The sequence below is a fragment of the Streptosporangium sp. NPDC050855 genome (genome assembly GCF_044456585.1).
GTDB lineage: Bacteria > Actinomycetota > Actinomycetes > Streptosporangiales > Streptosporangiaceae > Streptosporangium > Streptosporangium longisporum.
On record NZ_JBITFY010000044.1, the window covers coordinates 1 to 21,677 of the forward strand.

Here is a 21,677-nt window from a genome sequence, read left to right on the forward strand (position 1 = left end):
TACCTCAGCCCCATCGACTACGAGCAGCAGACCATCGATGGGGTGCTGCTCGCCGCATAACAACCGGTGTCCACACTTCGGGGCGAGCCCCCATCGGCGATGCGGTGGGGGCAACCGCCGCGTTCGAAGACCTCCTGGCCGATCGCTTACGGGTGCTGGGCCCCGACCATCCTGACACCTTGACCACACGCGCCAACCTGGCGCAGCGGCTGGGAGAGGCTGGGGACGCGGCCGGCACCGTTGTTGCATTCGAAGAGCTCTTGGCCGATTGCCTAAGGGTGCTGGGCCCCGACCACCCTGGCACCCTACTCACCCGACACAACCTGATGGACTGGCGGGGACGGATCGGGGATGCGGCGGGTGCGGCCATCGCGTTCGAAGAGCTCTTGGCCGATTGCCTAAAGGTGGTGGGCCCCGACCACCACCACACCCTGCTCACCCGAACCAGCTTGGCGCACTGGCGAGGAGAAGCTGGTGATGCGGTAGGTGCCGCTATTGCATTCGAAGACCTCCTGGTCAACTGCCTAAGATTGTTAGGCCCTGACCACCCTGTCATCCTTATCATCCGACACAACCTGATGGACTGGCGGGGACGGGCCGGTGATGCGGCAGGCGCGGCCATCGCGACTGAACACCTCCTCGCCGACTATCAACGGGTACTGGGCTTCGACCATCCCCACACCCTGATCACCCGAGGCAACCTGGCGAGCTGGCGGGGACGGGCCGGTGATGCGGCGGGCGCGGCCGCTGCGTTCGAGGACCTCCTCACCCACCGCTTACGGGTGATGGGCCCCGAGCATCCCGACACCTTGACCACCCGAAGCAACCTGGCGCACTGGAAGAAGCAGGCAGGACTCGCATAGACAATCAGGTAGCAGAAGCAATCCCATGGCTCCCTCAGGCCCCGCATCGATCACAAGCTCAACGCGGCCGCTCACACCGTCTCGCTCTCAGTAGTCCAGGGCGCTGTCAATCAGGTCGGCGATTTCGGTGGGGGAGACGCGGAAGTGACGGGCGGTGGTTTCGATGGAGGTGTGGCCGAGGAGGGCTTGAATCTGGGCGTGGTCGGCGCCGGCTTCGCGCAGCCGGGTGGCGCAGCCGGTGCGGGCGAAGGCTCGGCAAGCTGGCGTCCTTGCCGACGGCGCGCACCACGTCGGTGACGCCGTCAACCGACAACCGTCCGCGCTGACTGACCCACAGCCCGTCCCCGACCGCGTCCACCAGGGCGGGTCACGCGGCCAATAGCTCAGCGCGCACCTGCAGCCAGACCGTCAGCGGCGTCGTGGCCGCCCGATGCCAGCCGTGCGCCAGCAGGGTCTTGTCGATCCAGACTCCGACCTGTTCGAGGTTCAGTCAGCACCGGAGTGGGCACAGAGCTTGCTGCTCGGTGGTAGCGGACAGTTTGCAGGTGCCGCCCGCCCGTCCGGGACGGCCCCAGATCCAGCGCAGGATGGCGTGTGGTCAGCGCCATGGAGTTACTCAACAGAGCGAGGCTCCTGTCCCGTTACCCATCGGTAGGGTTCCGAGTCCCGCACCCGGATCGGCCACACAAGATCAATCGGCCGTTAGCGTGCCGTGGCACCGCTTGTACTTCTTCCCCGATCCACAATTGCACGCCGCATTGCGTTCAACGTCCCCCAGCCCGGCGCGCTGCTTTACCACAGTCGTGTCCGCAGGTCGGTGAGTGTGAGAAGCGCCAGCGCTTCGTCGAAGATGCATCACGTTGCTGCGCACGACTTTTGTCGTTGGATGGTCTGCTCCCAACACCCGCTCGCAGTCGATGAGGGTCTGCTCGTACAGCGGGATGGCCCGGCCCAGATCCCCCGCCGCCCGGTAGGCGCCAGCAAGGTTGTTGCGGGAGATCAGGGTAGCGGGGTGGTTGTCGCTCAACACCCGCTGCCGATCGGCGAGGGTCTGCTCGTACAGCGGGATGGCCCGGCCCAGATCCCCCGCCGCCCGGTAGGCGTAGGCGAGGTTGTTGCGGGAGGTCAGGGTGTCGGGGTGGTTGTCGCTCAACACCCGCTGCCGATCGGCGAGGGTCTGCTCGTACAGCGGGATGGCCCGGCCCAGATCCCCCGCCTCCTGGTAGGCGCCAGCGAGGTTGTTGCGGGAGGTCAGGGTGTCGGGGTGGTCGTCGCCCAGCACGCGCTCATGGTCGGTCAGCGTCTGCTCGTACAGCGAGATGGCCCGGCCCAGATCCCCCGCCTCCTGGTAGGCGCTGGCGAGGTTGTTGCGGGAGGTCAGGGTGTCGGGGTGGTCGCCGCTCAACACCCGCTGCCGATCGGCGAGGGTCTGCTCCAACAGCGGGATGGCCCGGCCCAGATCCCCCGCCGACTGGTAGGCGTAGGCGAGGTTGTTGCAGGAGGTCAGGATGTCGGGGTGGTCGCCGCTCAACACCCGCTGCTGATCGGCGAGGGTCTGCTCGTACAGTGGGATGGCCCGGCCCAGATCCCCCGCCGCCCGGTAGGCATAGGCGAGGTTGTTGCAGGAGGTCAGGGTGTCGGGGTGGTCGTCGCCCAGCACGCGCTCATGGTCGGTCAGCGTCTGCTCGTACAGCGAGATGGCCCGACCCAGATCCCCCGCCGCCCGGTAGGCGCTGGCGAGGTTGTTGCAGGAGGTCAGGATGTCGGGGTGGTCGCCGCCCAACACCCGCTGCCGATCGGCGAGGGTCTGCTCGTACAGCGGGATGGCCCGGCCCAGATCCCCCGCCGCCCGGTAGGCGCCAGCGAGGTTGTTGCGGGAGGTCAGGGTGTCGGGGTGGTCGCCGCCCAGCACCCGCTCATGGTCGGTCAGCGTCTGCTCGCACAGCGGGATGGCCCGGCCCAGATCAGCCACGTCGTAGAGGTATCTGCCACACCAGGCGCGCAATCCGAGTAGGTCGTCGGTCAGATTGTCGGACTTGGTGGCCAAGGCGTGCACCGTGGCAGTTTGCTCGACGAGCATATCGACGGCGTCACGGGCGGCCCAGGTTGCGGCGCCGTCGGGAATGTGAGTGTCGAAGTGGTGCAGCAGGGTGGTGGCGCGGGTCAGCATGCCGGGCAGGTCGCCGGATGGGGGGTGGGGGGTGTGCTGGGCGCGTTCGCGTAGGACGCGGCTGGTGAGGCGGTGCATGAGGATGGTGGTGCCGTCGTCGTTGAAGCTGATCAGTGAGGTGTCGGCCAGGTCGGCCAGCAACTGATCCAAGTCCGCGGTGTCGGCCGGGCCGAGGTCGCCGGGGTTGGTGGTGCCGTACAGGATCGCGCGCGGCACACCGGCTTCCGACAGCACCGCCAGCAGCTCCAGCAGCGCGCGCGCATCAGCGATGGTGTCTTCGGCCTGCTCGATGGACAACAGGATCGCCTGCGCGGCCCCTTGGGGGTAACCGTCTGCCGCCTGCGGCAAGTACTCGCTCAGCGGAAGGTCGCGCAGCGCCTTCAGGTAGGCGGGGTAGGTCATACGACGGCGCGCGATCAGCGCTCCTGCCTGCCCGATCGCCAACGGTAGATGGCCCAGCTCGTCGGCGACGTCATCGGCGCCGGGGGTGGTTCGGCCGGTGCGCTGGTGCAGGCAGGCCACCGACTGCTCCGGGTCGAAGACGCCGACGTCGACCGGCTCGAACAGGTCGTGGAAGGCACGGTTGCGGGTAGTGATGAGGATCTGGACGGTGCCGGTGGCCGGGCACCAGGGCTCCACGTCGTCGACCTCGGTGGCGTTGTCGAAGACCAGCAGGCCTGGCCGGTCGGTGGCGGCCAGCCAGTCGCGGGCCTTGACGGCTGCGGTGTGGGTGTCGTCGTCGGCAGACAGCAGGTTCAGCCGGCGTGCCAGACCGGCCAGGCCGGTGAGGATCTGATCGTGGGTTTGGGCGGTGATCCAGACGATCAGCGGCCAGCCGGCGTGCCGGCGATCCCAGGCGTAAGAGGCGGCCAGCAGGCTCTTGCCCACCCCGGGCGTGCCGGTCACCGCATCGACGACCGCCGCGCCTTCGACGACCGCCGCCCCCTGCTCCCGCATACGTGCCCGCAACGCCTCCAGCAGACCCGGCCGGGGTTGAAAGGCGCGTGGCCGGCGGGGGAGGTCGCCCTCCACGATGGGCCAGGCGATCGGCGCAGGCAGGGGTGCGCCTTGAACGATGGAGACGTCCCCGCCGACGTGGGAGATCTGGGTCAGGTGGCCGGCGACTGTGGTGTCGGTGACCGACTGCAGCGGCGTGGGCGACTGCGGATTCTGCGTGTTCCCGGCCTCACCCGCGCCGGCTGCTTCGGGGGGAAGGTCCGCCATAGAGCCATCTTCGACGCATATCTGCCCTCTGCCAGACGGCTTCGTCAAACAGTTACGCGCGATACGCGCAGCGTGAGAGCGCGCGAGGCTCAGCTGTGTAACTCCTGGACTGCTGGTGATGGCATCACTGGTCTGAGCAGGGGCGGACATGGACGTCGTCGTGGGCCGGGCCAGAGCAGCTGTCCGCGTAGGTCACTGTTTGTAGGAAGGGGCCTCACCGTCGGTAGGGAATGCGGTGATGATGGGGGTATGACGACTCTCAAGCGGTCGGGGTGGGCGCGGTGGATCTGGCTGTCGTTGTCGGTGGTGGTGCCGGTCGCGGTCGCGGTGGCCAGCAACCAGATCCTCACCGACGCGGGCTGGAGCTGGGGGTGGTCGGCGATCGCGGTGGCCTTGGCCGCGGCCGGCGCGGCGGTGGCCTACCGGCTCACCCGCGCCGAGCCCCCCGCGCCGGCTGGTGAGGCAGATCCTTCGGCCGAGCCGCGCCGGACAGCGAGCCCCGGGCAGGTCGTGACCGCCAGCACCGCAGGCGGCAGCATCGACCAGGTACGGCGGGTAGGGCACAGCGTGCGGCTGCGCGACAGCGCCAAGCCTGCCCTACCGCCCTCAACGCCGACGGCTCCGGCACCCGCCTCACCGACGGCCGCGCCCCCGCTCGCGCCTTCGAACCCGCCGGTGGCCGGTGAGCCCGCACGGGACGGCGCCGATGACGGGCCGCCGTCCGGCGGTCAGCGGGTCAGCAACTCACATGCCAGCGGTTCCATCACCCAGGTCGAGGGGGTAGACGGTGATGTGACCATCGAGCGGTCATGACCACTCACCCCGCAGGCAGGAGAGACGACGCGAGCGGCGGGGACGAATCTGGCACACAGCCCGGTACGCCCCTGTCGCCGGCGCTGCAGTCGGTCACCAACAGCGTGATCTTCGGCGACCTGATCCAGATCGCGCATGTGGGCGGCAACGTCAACCTCACGCTGCTCCCGTCCGAGCGCGGGCAGATCGTCGTCGGCGACATCCCCGAGCAGCCGCTGGGCTTCCTGCTACGAGAAGGCCTGCTGGAGCGGGTGCACATACGAGCAGGAGCGGCGGGGGCGACGGTGCGCCCGTCTCGCAGATCAGCGGTGGTGTTGTCGAACAGCTCGGCGGAGCGGCGGTAGGACAGCCGGGCCCGGCCGGAGAGCCACAGCCTGAGCCCGCGACCGTCTGTGTCACGCAGGCGGACGCTTCGGCGTGGAATGCATTGTGAGGAATCACAGAAGTTGAGTATTCACCTGAAGTGACGGTGCGAGCACTGATAGACACTTTGGCGAAGGGTCGTTGCGAAAACAACACCACCTCCGTCCAAGGGAAGAGGCGCGTCCTGATCGCCGGTTTAGCCCAGCCCGCTCCCGCTCCCGCTCGTCGTATCGCGGCGAGTGTCAGGGGCGCTGTGTGCGTGTCAGGAAGTCGCGTAGCGACGTTCGGTGTGATGGGCAGCGCCGAGGGCTGGCGGGTCGCCTCAGGCGAACTCCGGGGGAGACTCACCGGCTGGCAAAGTCGGCTGCGCAGCTACCCCGTCGCCCTCATCGATCAGGCACCGGCGCAGCACCGCATCCAAATCCTCGGAAAACTCAGCGGAGGGGGTATCGGTGAGCAGCTCAGCGGCCACCGGCACAGGAGCGCCCGCGGCCGACGAGTCGAGCAGGCTGTCGACTTTCCCCTCCTCTTTGGCGCGGTGGATCCCCGCGAGGCGGTAGGCGGCCTCGGCGTGACCGTGATCGGCTGCCAGCCGGTAGAAGAACATCGCGAGACTGAGTTTGGTGGGAAAGCACTGGTAGTGGCGGCCATAGCGGCAGGCGAGCTCGGCGGCGACCTGCAGGCGATGAGGGTCGTTGAACAGGCCTGCGGCATCGCTTTGCCCGGCATCGCTGGCCCGGCGCAGCCAGTGGAGCGCTTCGGGAGGCCAGCCCCTCAGCAGCGCGATGACCGCCAGGCGCATGCAGTCCTCGCCGTTGTCTTCCTGGCTGTGCTCCAGCAGGCGCGTACCGGTTCTGCCGTAGATCTCCAGCAGCCGTTGGCGATCCTCAGGCAGCGGCGCGAAAACGACCGGGGTGGCGGGGCGGCGGGGCGCACCCTCCCGCACCGAGAGCGCCGGTGAAGGCATGACCGGTGCCGGCGTGAGCGGCGCGGGTGTGGGGGTGAGCGGCGCCAAGGCGGGTTGTTGCGCAAGGTGGGGCACAGGCGCAGGTGAGGCGGCCTGAGTGGTGATCGGCCGCGGAGGAGTCGCCGGGGAGGCGGGCCGGGCCTCGCGGGTTCCGCGGGCCGTGCGCCATCGCTGAGCCCACGCATCCATATCCCCCATGCCGCGCACATCCAGGCCGGTCCGATCGGCGGCTATCGTGCACGCGGCCACGAAGCACGACACCCACGCCCATGACGGCGCGCGTTTGCGTTTGCCACGCAAGATGTCGTGCGTGGTGCTGGTGGGCAGCGTCCGATCCTGGTCGTCTTCGCAGATGCGCTTCGAGATCGCGTCCAGGTGAGCCAGCGCCGGAGAGCCGGCCCGCTCATGCAGTTCATTGAGCTGGTCGACGAAGGCGCGCAGCGCCGCACCACGATGTTGTTCAACCATCGCCCTTAGCCGAGATAAGTGATCCGTGATCTACAGGTAGTAGTCGCAGTCATAGTGACACCTACGGGTGTTCAAGCTGGGGTAGATCGCACTTTCTGCTTCGTCCGGGATTAACCGGTTGTTGACCTGCGCTGACAAACTCCGGACGAGTCCGGATGAGACCGGATGGCACCGGATGACCTCGAAGCGATCCGGACCAGAGCGGATCGCTTCGGAGGTAACCGGAGCAGGTCGCATGCGAGCGGATGTCACCCTTCGAAACGCCGGCCGCCTCGACGACCGACCGAGCCGCGCCAGGGATGACCCGGGAAAAGCGGAAACGGTTTTGGCCCGTATAGAGCCGTTTGATCCGGTGTTGTCCGGAGTGTTTGAACCGGTGGCGGCCTGCCTTGCGGCGCCCCATTGTTGGCTCCACCCCAACTGATCACGAAGGAGACGTCCATGCCGCACGCCCTCACGGTCCCGCGTGCTTTCACCTCTCCGCTTCGTGTCACCGGCACCCGGCCGGGCTCCTCACCCGCATCGCGGGCTTGCGACGACGATCAGCTGCTGACCTTGCTGGTGACGGTGTGGGCCTTGATCACCGGCCGTATCCCGCCCTACCGCCCCACCGACGAGCTCACCGACACCGAGCTCATCGCGTTCTGGGCCGATGACCAGACCGCCGGCTTCCCGGCGACGCCCTTTCAGGAGTGACCCCGATGTTTTCCGTACCTGTCTTGCTCACCTTGACCATCACCTTGCTGGTGACGACCATCGCCTGCGCGCTCACCCTGGCCACCGGCGCCACCTGGCCCACCGCTCTGCTCAGTGGCGGAGCAGCCGGCGCCGCCACCATGGGCCTGCTCACCCAGCTACTCGACAACCACAACGACAAGCACTAGGCGATCGAAGGATCGCGGACCAACCCCGCCAGACGCAGCCTGACCCGCGACCACTCAGCGGCACGCCCGTGATCGTCTCTTGGCCTCGTTCTTGTCTGCTCCACGGTCGGCCGTCGTGTGGTGGGCGCTGTGCCGGCTCCCAAGAGGCGCGTGGGAGCCGGCACAGTCGACCTGTCAGCGGTGGGTGATCCACCAGATGGCCAAGGTGATGGGGGCTGCGGCGGTGGCCGCGGCGGCGCTGCGTACCGCGGCGGCCAAAGCGGCGCGGGCCAGGCGGCGCAGGAACGGGCGATCGATCATGAGCGGTTCTCCTTACCGTGGGCCCCGGTGCTCTGCTCGCCCCGGGGCGACGGCCTCATCAGGCCGCTTCGGAGGGTTTTCCGGATCCGCTCGCACCGGCGCGGCAGGGCGGGCAGGGTGGAAGATCTCGGGGAATGGCGTGATGAGCGGCTTTTCCGGACGGTTTCGATCCGGATCCGGATACGCGAGAGGTAGCAGAGTGAGCGAGACCGTCGATTCGACGGACGCGGCAGAGGCGGCGGGTGCGGTGGATGCGACCGGCCGGTACGCCGCCGCGCTGCGGGAGTTGCACCAAGCTGCCGGCGAGCCGACCGGGGCGATGATCCAGCGGCAGGCGGCCGCCCAGGTACCGCCGTTGAAGGTGACAATCACGTCGTGGAGTGATTGGCGCAACGGCCGCAATGTGCCGTCCGACCGGAAGGTCGCCGAGTGGCTGATCGCCTTCCTGCGCGGTCGCGCCCGGCAGAAGTCCCCCGGGTACGTCGCGCCGTCTGCCGCGTGGTGGGAGGGGCTGCGCCAGCGGGCGCTGGCCGAGCGCCGGCAGGGAAGCGGGCGTGGTGGACGTCCCCCCGCTCCCCATCCGCCAGCCCTCACCCCGCCGGGGGCGGGAGACGAGGTGGTGCGGTGCTGGGTGGGGGCGGTCCCCCGGGCCGCGGACTGCTTCCAGCCCCGCGAGATCGCCGACCGGCTCACCGAGGCCGCCGCCGACGGTGGGACGGTGGTGGTCTCGCAGGTGCTGGCCGGGATGGGCGGCATCGGCAAGACCCAGCTCGCCGCCGCCTACGCCCGACAGGTATGGCAGCGGAAGGAGGTGGATGTGGTGGTGTGGGTAAGCGCGGCCTCCCGTCTGCAGATCCTGGCCGGCTACGTCCAGGCCGCCATCGAGCTCGGCCTGCACACCGACCCCGACGACGTCGAACAGGCCGCCAGGCGGTTCCTCATCTGGGCACAGACCACGCCGACGGCGTGGCTGATGGTGCTGGACGACGTTCAGGACCCTGCCGACATCCGGGAGCTGTGGCCCTCAGGCGCAGCGGGCCGGGTAGTGGTCACCACCCGGCGCCGAGACGCCGCCCTGGCCGGCCGGGACCGCCGGGTGGTGGAGGTGGGGGTGTTCACGAAGGCCGAGGCGCGCGCCTACCTGAGGACCAAGCTCGCCGTTCACGGCCGCACCGACAGCGACGCCGAGATCGACGCACTGGCCGCCGACCTGGGGTATCTGCCGCTGGCGCTGGCACAGGCGGCCGCCTACCTGATCGACGCGCACCTGGACTGCGCCGGGTACCGGGAGCGGCTGGTCGATCGGCGCCGGACCTTGGCCGAGGTGGTGCCCGAGGAAGGCGCTCTGCCCGATGACCATCCCACGATCGTGGCAGCGGCCTGGTCGTTGTCGATCGACCGTGCTGATTGCGCCCGGCCCGCAGGCCTGGCCCGGCCACTGCTGCAGGTGGCGGCGGTACTAGATTCGCACGGCATCCCCCAGGCCGCACTGACCTGCACCCCGGTGCTGACCTACCTCACCACCCAACGACGCCCCCGAGTCACGAGGGAGGTGTCGACCACCGACGCCTACGACGGGCTGCGGGTGCTGCACCGCTTCAGCCTCATCGACCACGACCCTGCCGCCTCCTTTCAGGAGGTCCGGGTCCACCGGCTCATCCAACGCGCCACCCGCGACACCCTTCACGTCACCGAGTCGACCGCCGTTGCGCACGTCGCCGCCGATGCCTTGATGGAGGTCTGGCCGGACGTCGAACGCGACCAGGTCGGCCCCGTCTTGCGCGCCAACACCGCTAGCCTGCACGCCCTCACCGGCACCGCCCTGTGGGAATGGAACGACATGGCGCACCCGATCCTGTTTCGTGCTGCGACCAGCCTCGGTGACAGTGGACAAGTTCACGCGGCCATCGCCGAATATGTCGGGCTGCATGCCACCGCCACTCAGTTTCTCGGCGTCGACCATCCCGACACCCTGGACACCCGCAACAACCTGGCGAGCTGGCAGGGAAAGGCTGGGGATGCAGCGGGCGCGGTCACCGCCTTCAACGACCTCCTCACCGACTGCCTACAACTGCTGGGCCCCGACCACCCCAACACCCTGACCACCCGCAACAACCTAGCGCACTGGCGGGGGAGGGCTGGGGATGCGGCGGGCGCGGCCGCCGCCTTCAACGACCTCCTCACCGACTGCCTGCCGGTGCTGGGCCCCGACCACCCCGACACCCTGATCACCCGCAACAACCTGGCGAGCTGGCGGGGGGAGGCCGGGGATGCGGCGGGCGCGGCCGCCGCCTTCAACGACCTCCTCACCGATCGCCTACAACTGCTGGGCCCCGACCACCCCGACACCCTGCGTACCCGCAGCAACCTGGCGAGCTGGCGGGGGGAGGCCGGGGATGCGGCGGGCGCGGCCGCCGCCTTCAACGACCTCCTCACCGACTGCCTACAACTGCTGGGCCCCGACCACCCCGACACCCTGCGTACCCGCAACAATCTGGCGCATTGGCGGGGGGAGGCTGGGGATGCGGCGGGCGCGGCCGCCGCCTTCAACGACCTCCTCATCGATCGCCTGCGGATGCTGGGCCCCGACCACCCCGACACCCTGACCACCCGCAACAACCTGGCGAGCTGGCGGGGGCAGGGTGGGGATGCGGCGGGCGCGGCCGCCGCCTTCAACGACTTCCTCACCGACTGCCTGCGGGTGCTGGGCCCCGACCACCCCGACACCCTGACCACCCGCAACAACCTGGCGCACTGGCGGGGGCAGGGTGGGGATGCGGCGGGCGCGGCCGCCGCCTTCAACGACCTCCTCACCGACTGCCTGCGGATGCTGGGCCCCGACCACCCCGATACCCTGCGTACCCGCAACAACCTGGCGAGCTGGCGGGGGGAGGCTGGGGATGCGGCGGGCGCGGCCGCCGCCTTCAACGACCTCCTCACCGACTGCCTGCGGATGCTGGGCCCCGACCACCCCCGCACTCTGACCACCCGCAACAACCTGGCGCACTGGCGGGGGGAGGTCGGGGATGCGGCGGGCGCGGCCGCCGCCTTCAACGACCTCCTCACCGACCACCTGCGGATGCTGGGTCCCGACCACCCCGACACCCTGACCACCCGGCACAATCTGGCGCACTGGCAGGAGCAGGCAGAACTCCTATAGACGGCCAGGTAGCAGAGGCGATCACACGGTGTCCTTAGAGTTCCGCATCGATAACCAGCTCACTGCGGCTGTTTCACGCCGTCTCGCCGTCAGTAGTCGAGAGCACGGTCGACCAGGTCGGCGATTTCGGTCGGGGAGGCGCGGAAGTAGCGGGCGGTGGTTTCGATGGAGGTGTGGCCGAGGAGGGCTTGGATCTGGGCGTGGTCGGCGCCGGCTTCGCGCAGCCGGGTGGCGTAGGTGTGGCGCAGCCGGTGCGGGCGCAGGCCCGGCAGGCCGGCGTCCTTGCCGACGGCGCGGACCACGTCGGTGACGCCGTCGACCGACAGCCGTCCGCGCTGGCCGATCCACAGCCCATCTCTGACCTGCTCCGCCAGGGCGGGCCGGGTGGCCAGCAGCTCGGCGCGCGCCTGCAGCCAGGCGGTCAGGCGTTCGCGGGCCGGGACCGGTAGGGGGACGGTCCGCACCTCATCCCCCTTGCCGTGCAGGCGAGCGGTGCCACTGCGGGCGGTGATAGGGATGTCGCCGATGCGCAGGCGCTGGCATTCCTCGGCGCGGGCGCCGGCGCCGAGCAGGACGGCGATGAGGGCTGCGTCGCGGGGGCCGCGGCGGTCGGCGGCGCGGCGGACCGCGTTCTCCTGCGCCCGCGACAACGCATCCGGAGCCCCAGGCTTGGGGACCCGGGCACGCTTGACCGCCAGGCGCAGCGCGGGTCCGTGCTCATACAGCAGCGTCACCGCGGCCAGTGCCTGGTTCACCGTCGCCGGCGACGCGCCCGCGGCGAGCAGGTGGCGGCGCCAGGCGGTGACGGCGGCCTCGGCGCCGACCAGGTCGACGAACGCATCCGCGTGCTCGGCCGCGCGGGCGAGCAGCCAGTCGCGGTAGGCGATGGCTTGGCGCCGGTAGGCGGTCACCGTGTTGGCCGCGAGCGCGCACCGATCGAGATGCGTACCGAACGCGGCCAGCGCCGCCTCCGCCGCGGCCGCCACCGAGTCCGGCTCGAGGCCCGGCCGAAGCGCCACCACGTTGCCGGCTCCGGAGCCGCCCCGATCGGCAACGCGGTTGTCGGCTTGGTCGCCGTCCCGCTCGCCGCCTCGATCGTCAACCGGGTTGCCGGTTTCGACGTCGCCACCGTTGTTGATCTTGCTGTCGGTGTTCGCGGTCACTCGCCGGACCCCTCTCCTTCTTATCCGGGGAGTTTTTCCGGCGTTAGCTCAGGCCTCGCCCGGAGGTTATCCGGGGAGATCATACTCATGCTCCCCGGATAATGTCACTTATCCAGGGAGTACGAGGCCCTCGATCCGCGTCCGCATTCGGACATGCTGCGATCCACGCGAAACGGACATTCTCGACTGCGGTCCACCGGCAGCCTCAACCCGAGCAAGCGTAGGACCTCCCAGTTGGGCGGATAGTTATAGAACGATTCCTCTGCGTCAGTTTTAGAATCTCCGATCTGATTACCCACAGGAGTCGCTTGTGTGCAAGTCCAGCATGTTTCTGGATGAAACGTGATATTGAATCCTTTATTTGCTCCTTATAGAGCTCTTGCGCACTTAAGTGATCTATAGGTAATTTCTGATCGTTTGCTTGTTGCGCGCTCCGAATCGTCGACCCCGGCCTCGCTGTGGGCTTGGTGGCGGGCTGGGGTAACGCGGGAGCGACTGGCTCTCGCGCTGACTTGTTCGGAGGGTGACGGCGTATGCGCCGCAGTCTGTCGCGTCCACGTTCGCGTCTGCGTTCGCCTGGTCGTAGAACCTGGGTAGTGGCGGTGTGGGCCATGGTGTTGATGCCGGGCCTGTTGTTGTTCCAGGCCTTCCCGGTCAGTGCCTCTACGCTGACCGCCCTGCTCCAAGAGGAGCCTGAGACACCGAAACAGTTGTCAGGGTCGGCGGCGGGGTTGGCGTCGCTGGTGGACAGCAGCGTGACTACCTCCCCGGTCACGGTGCGAGCCCCTGGTCACAAGATCGGCCTTCCGAAGCAGGCCCTGCCGGTGGACGAGCGTTTTGTACCTAAGGGGAGCCGGACATCGGCCTCCGATGGTAAATCCCCTACCGGGTCTGTCTCCGGTGAGCTGCGAAAGAGCATGCGTCCGACGGCCGCTGTGTCGTCACTGCTCGATGAGCTTCAGGTGGAGGACATGTGGCCGCTGTCGGGCCAACAGGTCGGGACGGTGACGCCGACCTTGGTGGCTCATGCCAGTGCTGGGACGTCCCCGCTGCGTTATGCGTTCACGGTCTGCGTGTTGCCAGAGGAGGAGGACGAGGAGCCGGGCTTGGACTGCTCGATGACGACGACGGCCGCGTACTCAGGGCAGCTGCCCGAGGGGGTGAACTCCTGGAAGGTTCCCGCAGGCTCCCTGGAATGGGGTAAGTCGTATTCGTGGTCGGTGCGGGTCTACGACGATGACGGCAATAATGTGCGCTCACCCGAGTACAGCTTCGTCACCGGTGCCCGGCAGCCGACCATCGCCTCTCAGCTGGCGGCGCGTGGGGTCAACGGTCAGGAGTTTCACCAGCTGGCCGGTAACTACACCACCGAGGTCGTGGACGCCTCGGTTCCCGGTGCGGGGCTGGGATTGAGTGTGCGGCGCGCCTACAACAGCAAGGACGCCCGCACGGATGGGATCTTCGGCGCGGGCTGGTCCACCCGCTTCGACATGAAGATCCAGCCCGAGGCGAGCGGAGCCTTGCTGGTCACCTACCCCACGGGGCAGGTTCTGCGGTTTGCCCCGCGCGGGGACGGCGGGTTCCAGCCGCCGCCGGGCATGTTCGCCACCCTCGCCACGACCGGCGCGGGCGGGTGGCGGTTGATGGACAAGTCCTCCACCTCGTATCTGTTCAACAGCTTCGGCCGGCTGGTGAAGGTGACCGATAGCCGTGGCCGCGCCCAGGACCTGGTGTATGGCACCGACGGCAAACTCAGCGCGGTGCACGACAGTGGCGGCCGGTCGCTGACGTTCACCTGGAACGGGGCGCGGGTGGCGGGCGTGTCCACCGACCCGGTCAACGGTGCCTCCCTGACGTGGGCCTACACCTACCAAGGCAGCCGCCTTCACCAGGTCTGCTCCCCGCTGGGAGCATCCAGCTGCACCACCTACGACTACACCACCGGCTCGACGTATCCGGGTGTGGTGCAAGATGACGAGCCGGTCGGGTACTGGCGTGTGGGCGAGCCGGTCACTCAGCCGCCGCCACCGACCCCGGACCCGGTGTGCACCATCGTGCCGGAGTTCTGCCAGCCGCCGACGACCAAGGGCGCCAACCTGGGCTGGGGCTCGGGACCGGCCACATATGAGGCAATGAGTCTGGCTGAACCCGGGGCACTGGCCGGCTCCACCAACACCTCAGCGAAACTGACGGGCAATGGACGGATGGATCTGCCCGAGCACCTGCTGCCGCGAATGGCCGGTTCACTGTCGATGGAGACCTGGTTCAAGACCACCTCTCCAGGAGTGATCGCCTACGCTTCCGACACCTACCTGCAACTGGACCAGCAAGGATGGTTCCTCGGCAGCGGGCAGCCGCTGTTGTATGTGGGCACCGACGGCAAGCTGCGCGGCCAGTTCGGCGTCACCGGATCGGGCGGTACCCCGGTCATCTCGCCGATCACCTCGGCCGCTGCCGTCAACAACGGTGCCTGGCACCATGTCGCCCTGTCCGGTTCGGGCAACAGCCAGACCCTCTACCTCGACGGCGCCCCGGTGGGATCGCTCAGCGGCACGATCAACCACCAGGGGTGGAAGTTCACCACCATCGGCAACGGCCGCATCACCTCGGCCTGGCCCTCCTCGCCGACCATCAGTGGAGGGGCATCCACCTCGTGGGGGTTGAGCGGTCATGTCGACGAGGTCGCCGTCTATGACCGGCCGCTGGCCGCGACCGAGGTGGCCGAGCACTACGCCGCCCGCCAGACGGTCCCGCACCTGCTGTCGAAGATCACTCTGCCCTCCGGCCGCATCTGGACGGACAACACCTACGACACCGCGACCGATCGCCTCAAGACCCACACAGACCAGCACGGCGGCACCTGGAAACTCGCCGAGCCGCACTACGACAACGCCACAGGGCTGTCCACCGTGAAGGTCACCGATCCCAAGAATGAGACGCTGACCTTCGAACACGACGCCTGGCGCGGCTACCGCCTGGTGACTCGGATCGACCAGCTGAACAAGAAGACCAGCTACACCTACGACCGCGGCGGCTACCCGTCGATGGTGACCGACCCCAACAGCAACGCGCTCGTCACCACCCACGACAAACGCGGCAACACCCTGACCCGCACCACCTGCCTGATAGAGGAGCCCTCCTCTTGGTCCCCTGGTCTGAACTGCGCTCTGGGCCTTGGCCCACAGGAGCGCTACACCTACTACCGCAACACCACCGATGAGTTCGACCCCCGCAACGACCAACTCCTGACCTACCGTGATGCCCGCTCGACCAGCGCCACCGACAACACCTACGTCACCAAGTGGGAGTACAACCAATACGGCGAGGCGCTCAAAGAGACCACTCCCACCACCCCGGACTTTCCCGCCGGCCGCTCAACCAGCAGCACTTACACCGACGGCACCGAACCCGCCGTCGGCGGCGGCACCACCCCGGCCGGGTTGGTGAAGTCGAGCAAGGATGCAAGGCTTAACGAGACGACCTACCGCTACAACGCCGCGGGGGACCTGGCCGAGCAGACCAGCCCGTCGGGGGTGGTGCTGAAGTTTGGCTATGACGCGGTAGGCCGGGTGACCTCTCGCACGCAGGTCTCTCAGGCTCATCCGGCGGGAGTGGTTTCGACGTTCAGCTACGACGGGGTCGGGCGATTGCTGACGCAGACCGATCCGGGAGTGAAGAACGAGGTCACCAACGTCACCCACACCGCCAAGGTGACCTATGCCTACACCGCTGATGGCGACCTGCTCAGTGAGACGCTGTCGGATCTGACCGGTGGGGATGCGACGCGGACGACCAGCTATACCTATGATGCTAACGGCCGCCTGGAGACGGTCACCGGCCCGGAAGGCGCGGTGAGCCGCTCGGCCTGGGATGTTACCGGGGCCCGTGTCTCGGCGACCGACCCGCTGGGCACGGTGTTGACCTACGGCTACAGCAAGCGCGGAGAACTGACCTCAACGACGATCAAGGACTGGACCGGTAGCCCGGTCGCGCCGCAGGCCGCGCAGGATGTGGTGTTGGAGTCCTACTCCTATGACCCCGGCGGGCGGGTGGCTGGACGAAATGTGGAGGGACGTAAGACCTCCTACACCTACTTCGCCGACAATCGCCTGTCACAGGTGATCGCCGATGACGTCCGGCTCAACGGCCTGATCACCACGACCGATGTGGTGTTGGAAGACAACACCTACGACGCAGCCGGCAACCTCACCAAGCAGGTCACCGCCGCCCCGGCCGGTCAGCATACCAGCGGCGAAAAGGTCACCGTCGATCACGTCTACGACGCCGCCAGCCGCCTCACCTCCACCACGTTCGATCCCGTCACGCTCAAACGAAAGACCGTTTTCGCCTACGACGCGGCCGGGAACGTCACCAAGGAGACGTTCACCGGGGCCGGAAGCAGCCGCACCGAGTCGACCGCCTACGCCTACAACGTGTTGAACCAGATCACGCAGCACACCATTGAGAACGGCGCCGAGGACCTGGTCTCCACCAGCCTTTATGACGACCGGGGTCTACTGAGTTCGACTATCGATCCGCGCGGTAACGCCTCCGGGACCAGCGCGGCGGACTTCACCACCACGATGCGCTACGACCTGGCCGGTCAGCTGGTCGAGGTGAAGTCCCCGCAGGTGAAGATCGACAAGAACGGATCGGTCGTCGACGGGCGGCCCACGACGCGCTATGGCTATGACAGCGCCGGTCGCGCCACGCATGCGGTGGACGCCGAAGAACGCACCATTACCACCGCCTTCGACAAGGCGGGGCGGATGACGTCGATCACCTCCCCCTCCTACACCCCGCCCGGCAGCAGCGCCCTGACCCCGACGCGCAGGTACGACTATGACGCGGCCGGTCAGCTGACCACGTTCACCGATGAACGTGGCTATGTCACCACCACCACCTACGACGCGCTGGGCCGCGCGGTACGGGTCACCGATCCTGGCCCGTCCGGGCCCGGCGGCAACTGGGTGAGTGAATACAACATGCTGGGCGAAAAGCTCGCTGAGATCGATCCGACCGGCGCCCGTACCCAGGCCACCTACGACGATTTGGGACGCCAGGTCACCGCCACCCAGATCGAGCGCAAACCCACCACCGCGGCGCACATCACCACGCTGACCTACGATGCGGCGGGTAACCTCACCAAGCGCGTCGCCCCGGGCAACAAGACCACCACCTACAAGGTCAACGCCGCCGGGCAGATCACCTCGATCACCGACCCGCTCACCCACACCTCGACCTTCGCTTACGACATCATGGGCCGCACCACCAAGGTCACCGACCCGCTGACCAACGCCACCGAAGCCGAATACGACCTGGCCGGTCGCCAGATCGGCGTCAAAGACCTCGACGGCGCCACCAACACCACGGCCCGTACCTTCGGTTTCGGCTACGACGCGGCCGACAACCCGACCAGCACCACCTCCGGCGAGGGACGCATCACCCGGCGCACGTTCGACGCCACCAACCAGATGACCTCCCTGATCGAGCCGATCGCTGACGGCACGTCGATCACCTCGACGTTCGGCTACGACGCCACCGGAGCGCGCACCCGCACCACCGACGGCCGCGGCAACGCCACCTGGACCGGCTACAACAGCCTCGGCTTGGTCGAATCGGTCATCGAACCGTCCACCAGCGCCCATCCCAACGCTGTTGATCGGACCTGGACCAGCATCTACGATGCCGCCGGCAACGCCACCGCCACCCTGCAGCCGGGCGGGGTACGCATCGATCGCACCTTCGACCACCTCGGCCGACTGGCGACACAAACCGGTGCCGGCGCCTCGGTGAGCACCCCGGCGCGGGCGTTCACCTATGACAACGCGGGCCGGGTGACCTCGGTCGGCGACTACACCTTGGAATACAACGACCGTAGCCTGCTGACCAAGGTCTCCAAGGCCACCAACCAGGTCGCCGCCTACGCCTACGACGCGGCCGGCAACACCACCCAGCGCATCGACCCGGCGGGAACCGCGACCTACACATGGGACGGCGCCGACCGGCTCGAGAGCGCCTCCGACCCGGTGACCGGGCGCACCTGGACCTACGGCTACGACAACGCCGACCGCCTCAAGACCAAAACCTCCACCGCCCCGGTCAACACCCAGACCTACGACTACGACGCGCTCAACCGCCCCACCGCCCAAGCGATCAAGAACAGCTCCGGCACCCAACTGGCGAAGATCGTCTACGGGTGGGACAAAGACGACAACCTCACCACCAAGACCACCACCGGAACTGCCGGAGCCGGAACCAACACCTACGGCTATGACCACTCCGGCCGACTGACCTCCTGGACCGCGCCCGGCGGCGCCACCACCGCCTACACCTGGGACGCCTCCGGCAACCGCACCGGAGCCGGCAGCGACACCTTCGTCTACGACCAGCGCAACCGGCTCATCTCCGGCGCCGGCACCGACTACACCTACACCCCCCGCGGCACCACCGCCACCGAGACCAAGGCCGGCGCCACCCGCACCCTGGCCTTCGACGCCTTCGACCGGCTCGTCTCCGACGGGGAGGCCACCTACGGCTACGACGCGCTGGGCCGGATGACCTCACGCACCAAGGGCGCCGAGCAGCGGCGTTTCGTCTACTCCGGCCTCGACAACGACATCACCACCATCACCGACGGCGCCAACACCCTGCTGGCCGCCTACGGCCGCGGCCCGTCGGGTAACCTGCTCAGTCTCAAAGAAGGCGCCGGTCCCGCCCTGGCCACCATGAGCGACCTGCACGACGACATGGTCGCCACCTTCTCCGGTACCGCCCTGGTCGACTCGACCGCCTACGACCCCTTCGGCAAACCAACCCACCGATCCGGCGCCACCCGCGCCTTGGGGTATCAAGGTGAGTACACCGACCCCGACACCGGCAAAGTCAACATGCACGCCCGCTGGTACCAGCCAGGAACCGGCGCCTTTTCCTCCCGCGACGACTGGACCCTGGAGCCCCAGCCATCGGTTCAGGCCAACCGCTACACCTACGCCAACGCCAGCCCTTTGGTATCCACCGACCCCACCGGCCATAGCCCGTGCTACAACGAAACCCGAGCGAAAGCAGGCCAGGTACCGGGAATGACGGGATACGCCTATCCCGTAGACCCCGGCGGCGGCGGATGCGACGTCAACAAGCCGAAAATACCGGGAAACAGGCCATCGGGCTCTGCAACTATTTCTCACAAGCAGGGCTCAGCGCCTATAAAGCCTTCCTCGGGCAACAAAAACCGGTCGCCTAGGCCGACCCCGCCCACACCTAAGCCACCCGCGCCCAATCCTCCCAAGAAGGACAAGGACAAGGACAAGGGAAAGGATCCGAAGAAGAAAAAGCCCAACTCCCCGGGGTCAAAGCGGCCAAAGCCGAAGGTACCGCAGGAACCCGAGAGCATTGTTATCAACACGGTCGACAGTTACGACGACGGTAGTAGCAGCGGCACCGACTGGGACAACCCCAACTCCGGGCCGGACCACGACACCACACCGGTCGACTACACACCCCCCATCTCAACCACTCCGCTACCCCCTGCGGAACCGCCGTTGCCGCCTTCTATCCCCGAAGGAGACTTTTGGGACAGGTTTGGCGGATTCATGGATGGACTTTTTCCTGCAGAAGATAGCATTACTTGTCGACTTTATGGGTTAGATTGCGGACCTCGATATGGAGACTCAAATACTGAAGCCTTCAAAGAAGGAAAAGCATACGCTTCTAAAGGCCCGTGTGACAGCTATGTGAACGACACGCAGGCGTACGCTATGTGCTTGAACGTTTATACGCTGTCACCCGGAGGCGGCGCCAGGCTTGGTGTTGCAAAAGGAACTGGCCCTGGAGTGCCAAAAACCGGAAAACCAGCTACTCCCCCCTGCAAAGGCAACAGTTTCGTTCCAGGAACTTTCGTTCTAATGGCTGACGGCAGCAAAAAGCCAATCGAGGACGTCAAGGTTGGCGACTACGTGCTCGCCACAGACCCTCAAACGAACCGTACCGAAGCCAGGGCCGTCACCGCCCTGATCGTAGGCGAAGGCATCAAGAACCTCGTCAAGATCACCGTCGACACCGGCGGTTACAGGGACGATGCCACTGCTCCAATCACCGCGACCGACAAGCACCCGTTCTGGGTCCCTTCCCTGCGCAAGTGGGCTAACGCCAGCGAGCTCCGGCCCGGCCTGTGGCTGCAAACCTCAGCCGGAACTCACGTCCAGGTCACCGCAATCAAAAAGTGGACCACCACCCGACGTGTCCACAACTTCACTGTCGACGGCATCCACACCTACCATGTGCTGGCCGGAGACCAAGCGGTACTCGTCCATAATTCGGGCCCCTGTGGATTCGATTTGGATGCAGCATCCGCCTCTGGGGTGCTTCCGGACCGTGGAGGATACAAGCGTTCCGGGCGTGCCCTGCAAAAGCATGCAGGTAGAAACGGGAATACCAATGGGTGGCCAACGCCCCCTGGGCGGCAAAATGCGGATGCATGGAACAAGACCGGTCAGGGTATGCTCGATGATATCTTGACCAATCCCGGCACTACATCTGTTAACACTCGAGGGCGGGTGGGTGGTCAGTGGGATGACGTGGTGGACATGCGCCTTCCCGATGGACGGGGAGCAAGGTTTACGCAGGCAGGGGAATTCGTGACTTTCCTGGATTAGGATCAAGGAATGCCTTACGAGACGTTCGACGGAAGATCTATAGAGGTCATTGACTTCTTCGACACATCGATCGATGAGCGGGTAATAGAGTTCCGGGATCCGGGCCTCTGGGATCGAGGCTCCTTTCTTGCAATTGCCCTTCGCGAAGGAAAGGAATGGCACGACGCGGTTGTTAGCATTGATCCCCAAGTCGGTGACGTCCCGGTTCGCCTAATGGTCTGGGCTATCGAGATCGCAAAATTTAAGGTTTCTTAGTTCGGCACGTCAAATGGCCCTCGCGTTCGCTATGGCAGAGAGCTCGAGGGTCGTTTTCCTGCCCCAAGAACACCGCGCAGCTACGATCCTGCAGCCGGGCCTCAGCTCCAAGGACTTGCTGGTCGGCCAGGCCACCAGCGACCCGGGCGCGAGCAGCCTCGCTCATCTCGCGGTCGGCACTTGTTGCCGCGCTGACGTCCTTGGGGTGCCACCGGAATACGGCAGAAACGGGCCGCGGTCGCTCGAATCCGCAGGCCGGACGGTGAGGCCGAGGGCTGGGGTTTCGGCTGTGGATGACGGGCCCTCACCCCGATGTGTGGACACCTTGAGTGCCGGATGATGAAAATCCGGAGACAAGGAGTTCCACGTGGCGATGAAGTCGTATCCGCCGGA

The 21,677-nt window shown here is 67.1% G+C and carries 13 protein-coding genes and 1 pseudogene; 9 read left to right on the forward strand and 5 right to left on the reverse strand.

Annotation, left to right across the window (positions count from 1 at the left end; translation table 11 throughout):
* Positions 1 to 104 precede the first annotated feature (104 nt).
* A pseudogene (locus ACIBCT_RS39995) lies at positions 105 to 170 on the forward strand (hypothetical protein); the annotation flags it as partial.
* Between the two features lie 9 nt (positions 171 to 179).
* The gene (locus ACIBCT_RS40000; RefSeq protein ID WP_399197281.1) at positions 180 to 863 is read left to right on the forward strand and encodes a tetratricopeptide repeat protein; all 684 of its coding nucleotides are present in this window, start codon (positions 180 to 182) and stop codon (positions 861 to 863) included.
* Between the two features lie 87 nt (positions 864 to 950).
* Here the strand turns inward: ACIBCT_RS40000 and ACIBCT_RS40005 are convergent, their stop codons facing one another.
* Both ACIBCT_RS40005 and fxsT read right to left on the reverse strand, forming a co-directional pair.
* Positions 951 to 1,169: a tyrosine-type recombinase/integrase gene (locus ACIBCT_RS40005; protein WP_399197268.1), complete on the reverse strand. Its 219-nt coding sequence runs from the start codon at positions 1,167 to 1,169 to the stop codon at positions 951 to 953.
* Positions 1,170 to 1,554: 385 nt separating this feature from the next.
* Positions 1,555 to 4,257, reverse strand: a complete 2,703-nt coding sequence (fxsT, locus tag ACIBCT_RS40010) for an FxSxx-COOH system tetratricopeptide repeat protein (RefSeq protein ID WP_399197269.1) — start codon at positions 4,255 to 4,257, stop codon at positions 1,555 to 1,557.
* Positions 4,258 to 4,506: 249 nt separating this feature from the next.
* Here fxsT and ACIBCT_RS40015 point away from each other — a divergent pair, with 249 nt between their 5' ends.
* Both ACIBCT_RS40015 and ACIBCT_RS40020 read left to right on the forward strand, forming a co-directional pair.
* The gene (locus tag ACIBCT_RS40015; RefSeq protein ID WP_399197270.1) at positions 4,507 to 5,070 is read left to right on the forward strand and encodes a hypothetical protein; all 564 of its coding nucleotides are present in this window, start codon (positions 4,507 to 4,509) and stop codon (positions 5,068 to 5,070) included.
* Positions 5,067 to 5,414 (forward strand): hypothetical protein, encoded by a 348-nt coding sequence (locus ACIBCT_RS40020; protein ID WP_399197271.1) that lies wholly within the window; start codon positions 5,067 to 5,069, stop codon positions 5,412 to 5,414. The genes ACIBCT_RS40015 and ACIBCT_RS40020 overlap by 4 nt, the downstream gene beginning before the upstream one ends.
* A gap of 341 nt (positions 5,415 to 5,755) precedes the next feature.
* Here ACIBCT_RS40020 and ACIBCT_RS40025 read toward each other — a convergent pair whose 3' ends face one another.
* Positions 5,756 to 6,868 carry a hypothetical protein gene (locus ACIBCT_RS40025; protein ID WP_399197272.1) on the reverse strand — a complete coding sequence of 371 codons (1,113 nt, stop codon included), beginning with the start codon at positions 6,866 to 6,868 and terminating at the stop codon, positions 5,756 to 5,758.
* A 441-nt stretch (positions 6,869 to 7,309) separates the two neighbouring features.
* Here ACIBCT_RS40025 and ACIBCT_RS40030 point away from each other — a divergent pair, with 441 nt between their 5' ends.
* Complete coding sequence (locus tag ACIBCT_RS40030; RefSeq protein ID WP_399197273.1) at positions 7,310 to 7,564, forward strand: hypothetical protein; 255 nt, start codon at positions 7,310 to 7,312, stop codon at positions 7,562 to 7,564.
* Positions 7,565 to 7,596: 32 nt separating this feature from the next.
* Entirely contained in the window at positions 7,597 to 7,752 is a 156-nt protein-coding gene (locus ACIBCT_RS40035; RefSeq protein ID WP_399197274.1) for a hypothetical protein, read from the forward strand.
* Positions 7,753 to 7,926: 174 nt separating this feature from the next.
* Here the strand turns inward: ACIBCT_RS40035 and ACIBCT_RS40040 are convergent, their stop codons facing one another.
* Positions 7,927 to 8,052 (reverse strand): hypothetical protein, encoded by a 126-nt coding sequence (locus ACIBCT_RS40040; RefSeq protein WP_399197275.1) that lies wholly within the window; start codon positions 8,050 to 8,052, stop codon positions 7,927 to 7,929.
* A gap of 199 nt (positions 8,053 to 8,251) precedes the next feature.
* Here ACIBCT_RS40040 and ACIBCT_RS40045 point away from each other — a divergent pair, with 199 nt between their 5' ends.
* Positions 8,252 to 11,212: a tetratricopeptide repeat protein gene (locus ACIBCT_RS40045; protein ID WP_399197276.1), complete on the forward strand. Its 2,961-nt coding sequence runs from the start codon at positions 8,252 to 8,254 to the stop codon at positions 11,210 to 11,212.
* Between the two features lie 89 nt (positions 11,213 to 11,301).
* Here the strand turns inward: ACIBCT_RS40045 and ACIBCT_RS40050 are convergent, their stop codons facing one another.
* Positions 11,302 to 12,375 (reverse strand): tyrosine-type recombinase/integrase, encoded by a 1,074-nt coding sequence (locus tag ACIBCT_RS40050; RefSeq protein WP_399197278.1) that lies wholly within the window; start codon positions 12,373 to 12,375, stop codon positions 11,302 to 11,304.
* Between the two features lie 596 nt (positions 12,376 to 12,971).
* Between ACIBCT_RS40050 and ACIBCT_RS40055 the strand changes: the two genes are divergently transcribed.
* Both ACIBCT_RS40055 and ACIBCT_RS40060 read left to right on the forward strand, forming a co-directional pair.
* Positions 12,972 to 21,029, forward strand: a complete 8,058-nt coding sequence (locus ACIBCT_RS40055; protein ID WP_399197279.1) for a polymorphic toxin-type HINT domain-containing protein — start codon at positions 12,972 to 12,974, stop codon at positions 21,027 to 21,029.
* Positions 21,030 to 21,038: 9 nt separating this feature from the next.
* Positions 21,039 to 21,284: a hypothetical protein gene (locus ACIBCT_RS40060; protein WP_399197280.1), complete on the forward strand. Its 246-nt coding sequence runs from the start codon at positions 21,039 to 21,041 to the stop codon at positions 21,282 to 21,284.
* Positions 21,285 to 21,677 lie beyond the last annotated feature (393 nt).

Excerpts from the sequence above, each read along its gene's own strand:
- fxsT (WP_399197269.1), bottom strand. The coding sequence starts at position 4,257 with ATGGCGGACCTTCCCCCCGAAGCAGCCGGCGCGGGTGAGGCCGGGAAC.
- ACIBCT_RS40015 (WP_399197270.1), top strand. The coding sequence starts at position 4,507 with ATGACGACTCTCAAGCGGTCGGGGTGGGCGCGGTGGATCTGGCTGTCG.
- ACIBCT_RS40020 (WP_399197271.1), top strand. The coding sequence starts at position 5,067 with ATGACCACTCACCCCGCAGGCAGGAGAGACGACGCGAGCGGCGGGGAC.
- ACIBCT_RS40025 (WP_399197272.1), bottom strand. The coding sequence starts at position 6,868 with ATGGTTGAACAACATCGTGGTGCGGCGCTGCGCGCCTTCGTCGACCAG.
- ACIBCT_RS40030 (WP_399197273.1), top strand. The coding sequence starts at position 7,310 with ATGCCGCACGCCCTCACGGTCCCGCGTGCTTTCACCTCTCCGCTTCGT.
- ACIBCT_RS40040 (WP_399197275.1), bottom strand. The coding sequence starts at position 8,052 with ATGATCGATCGCCCGTTCCTGCGCCGCCTGGCCCGCGCCGCTTTGGCC.
- ACIBCT_RS40060 (WP_399197280.1), top strand. The coding sequence starts at position 21,039 with ATGCCTTACGAGACGTTCGACGGAAGATCTATAGAGGTCATTGACTTC.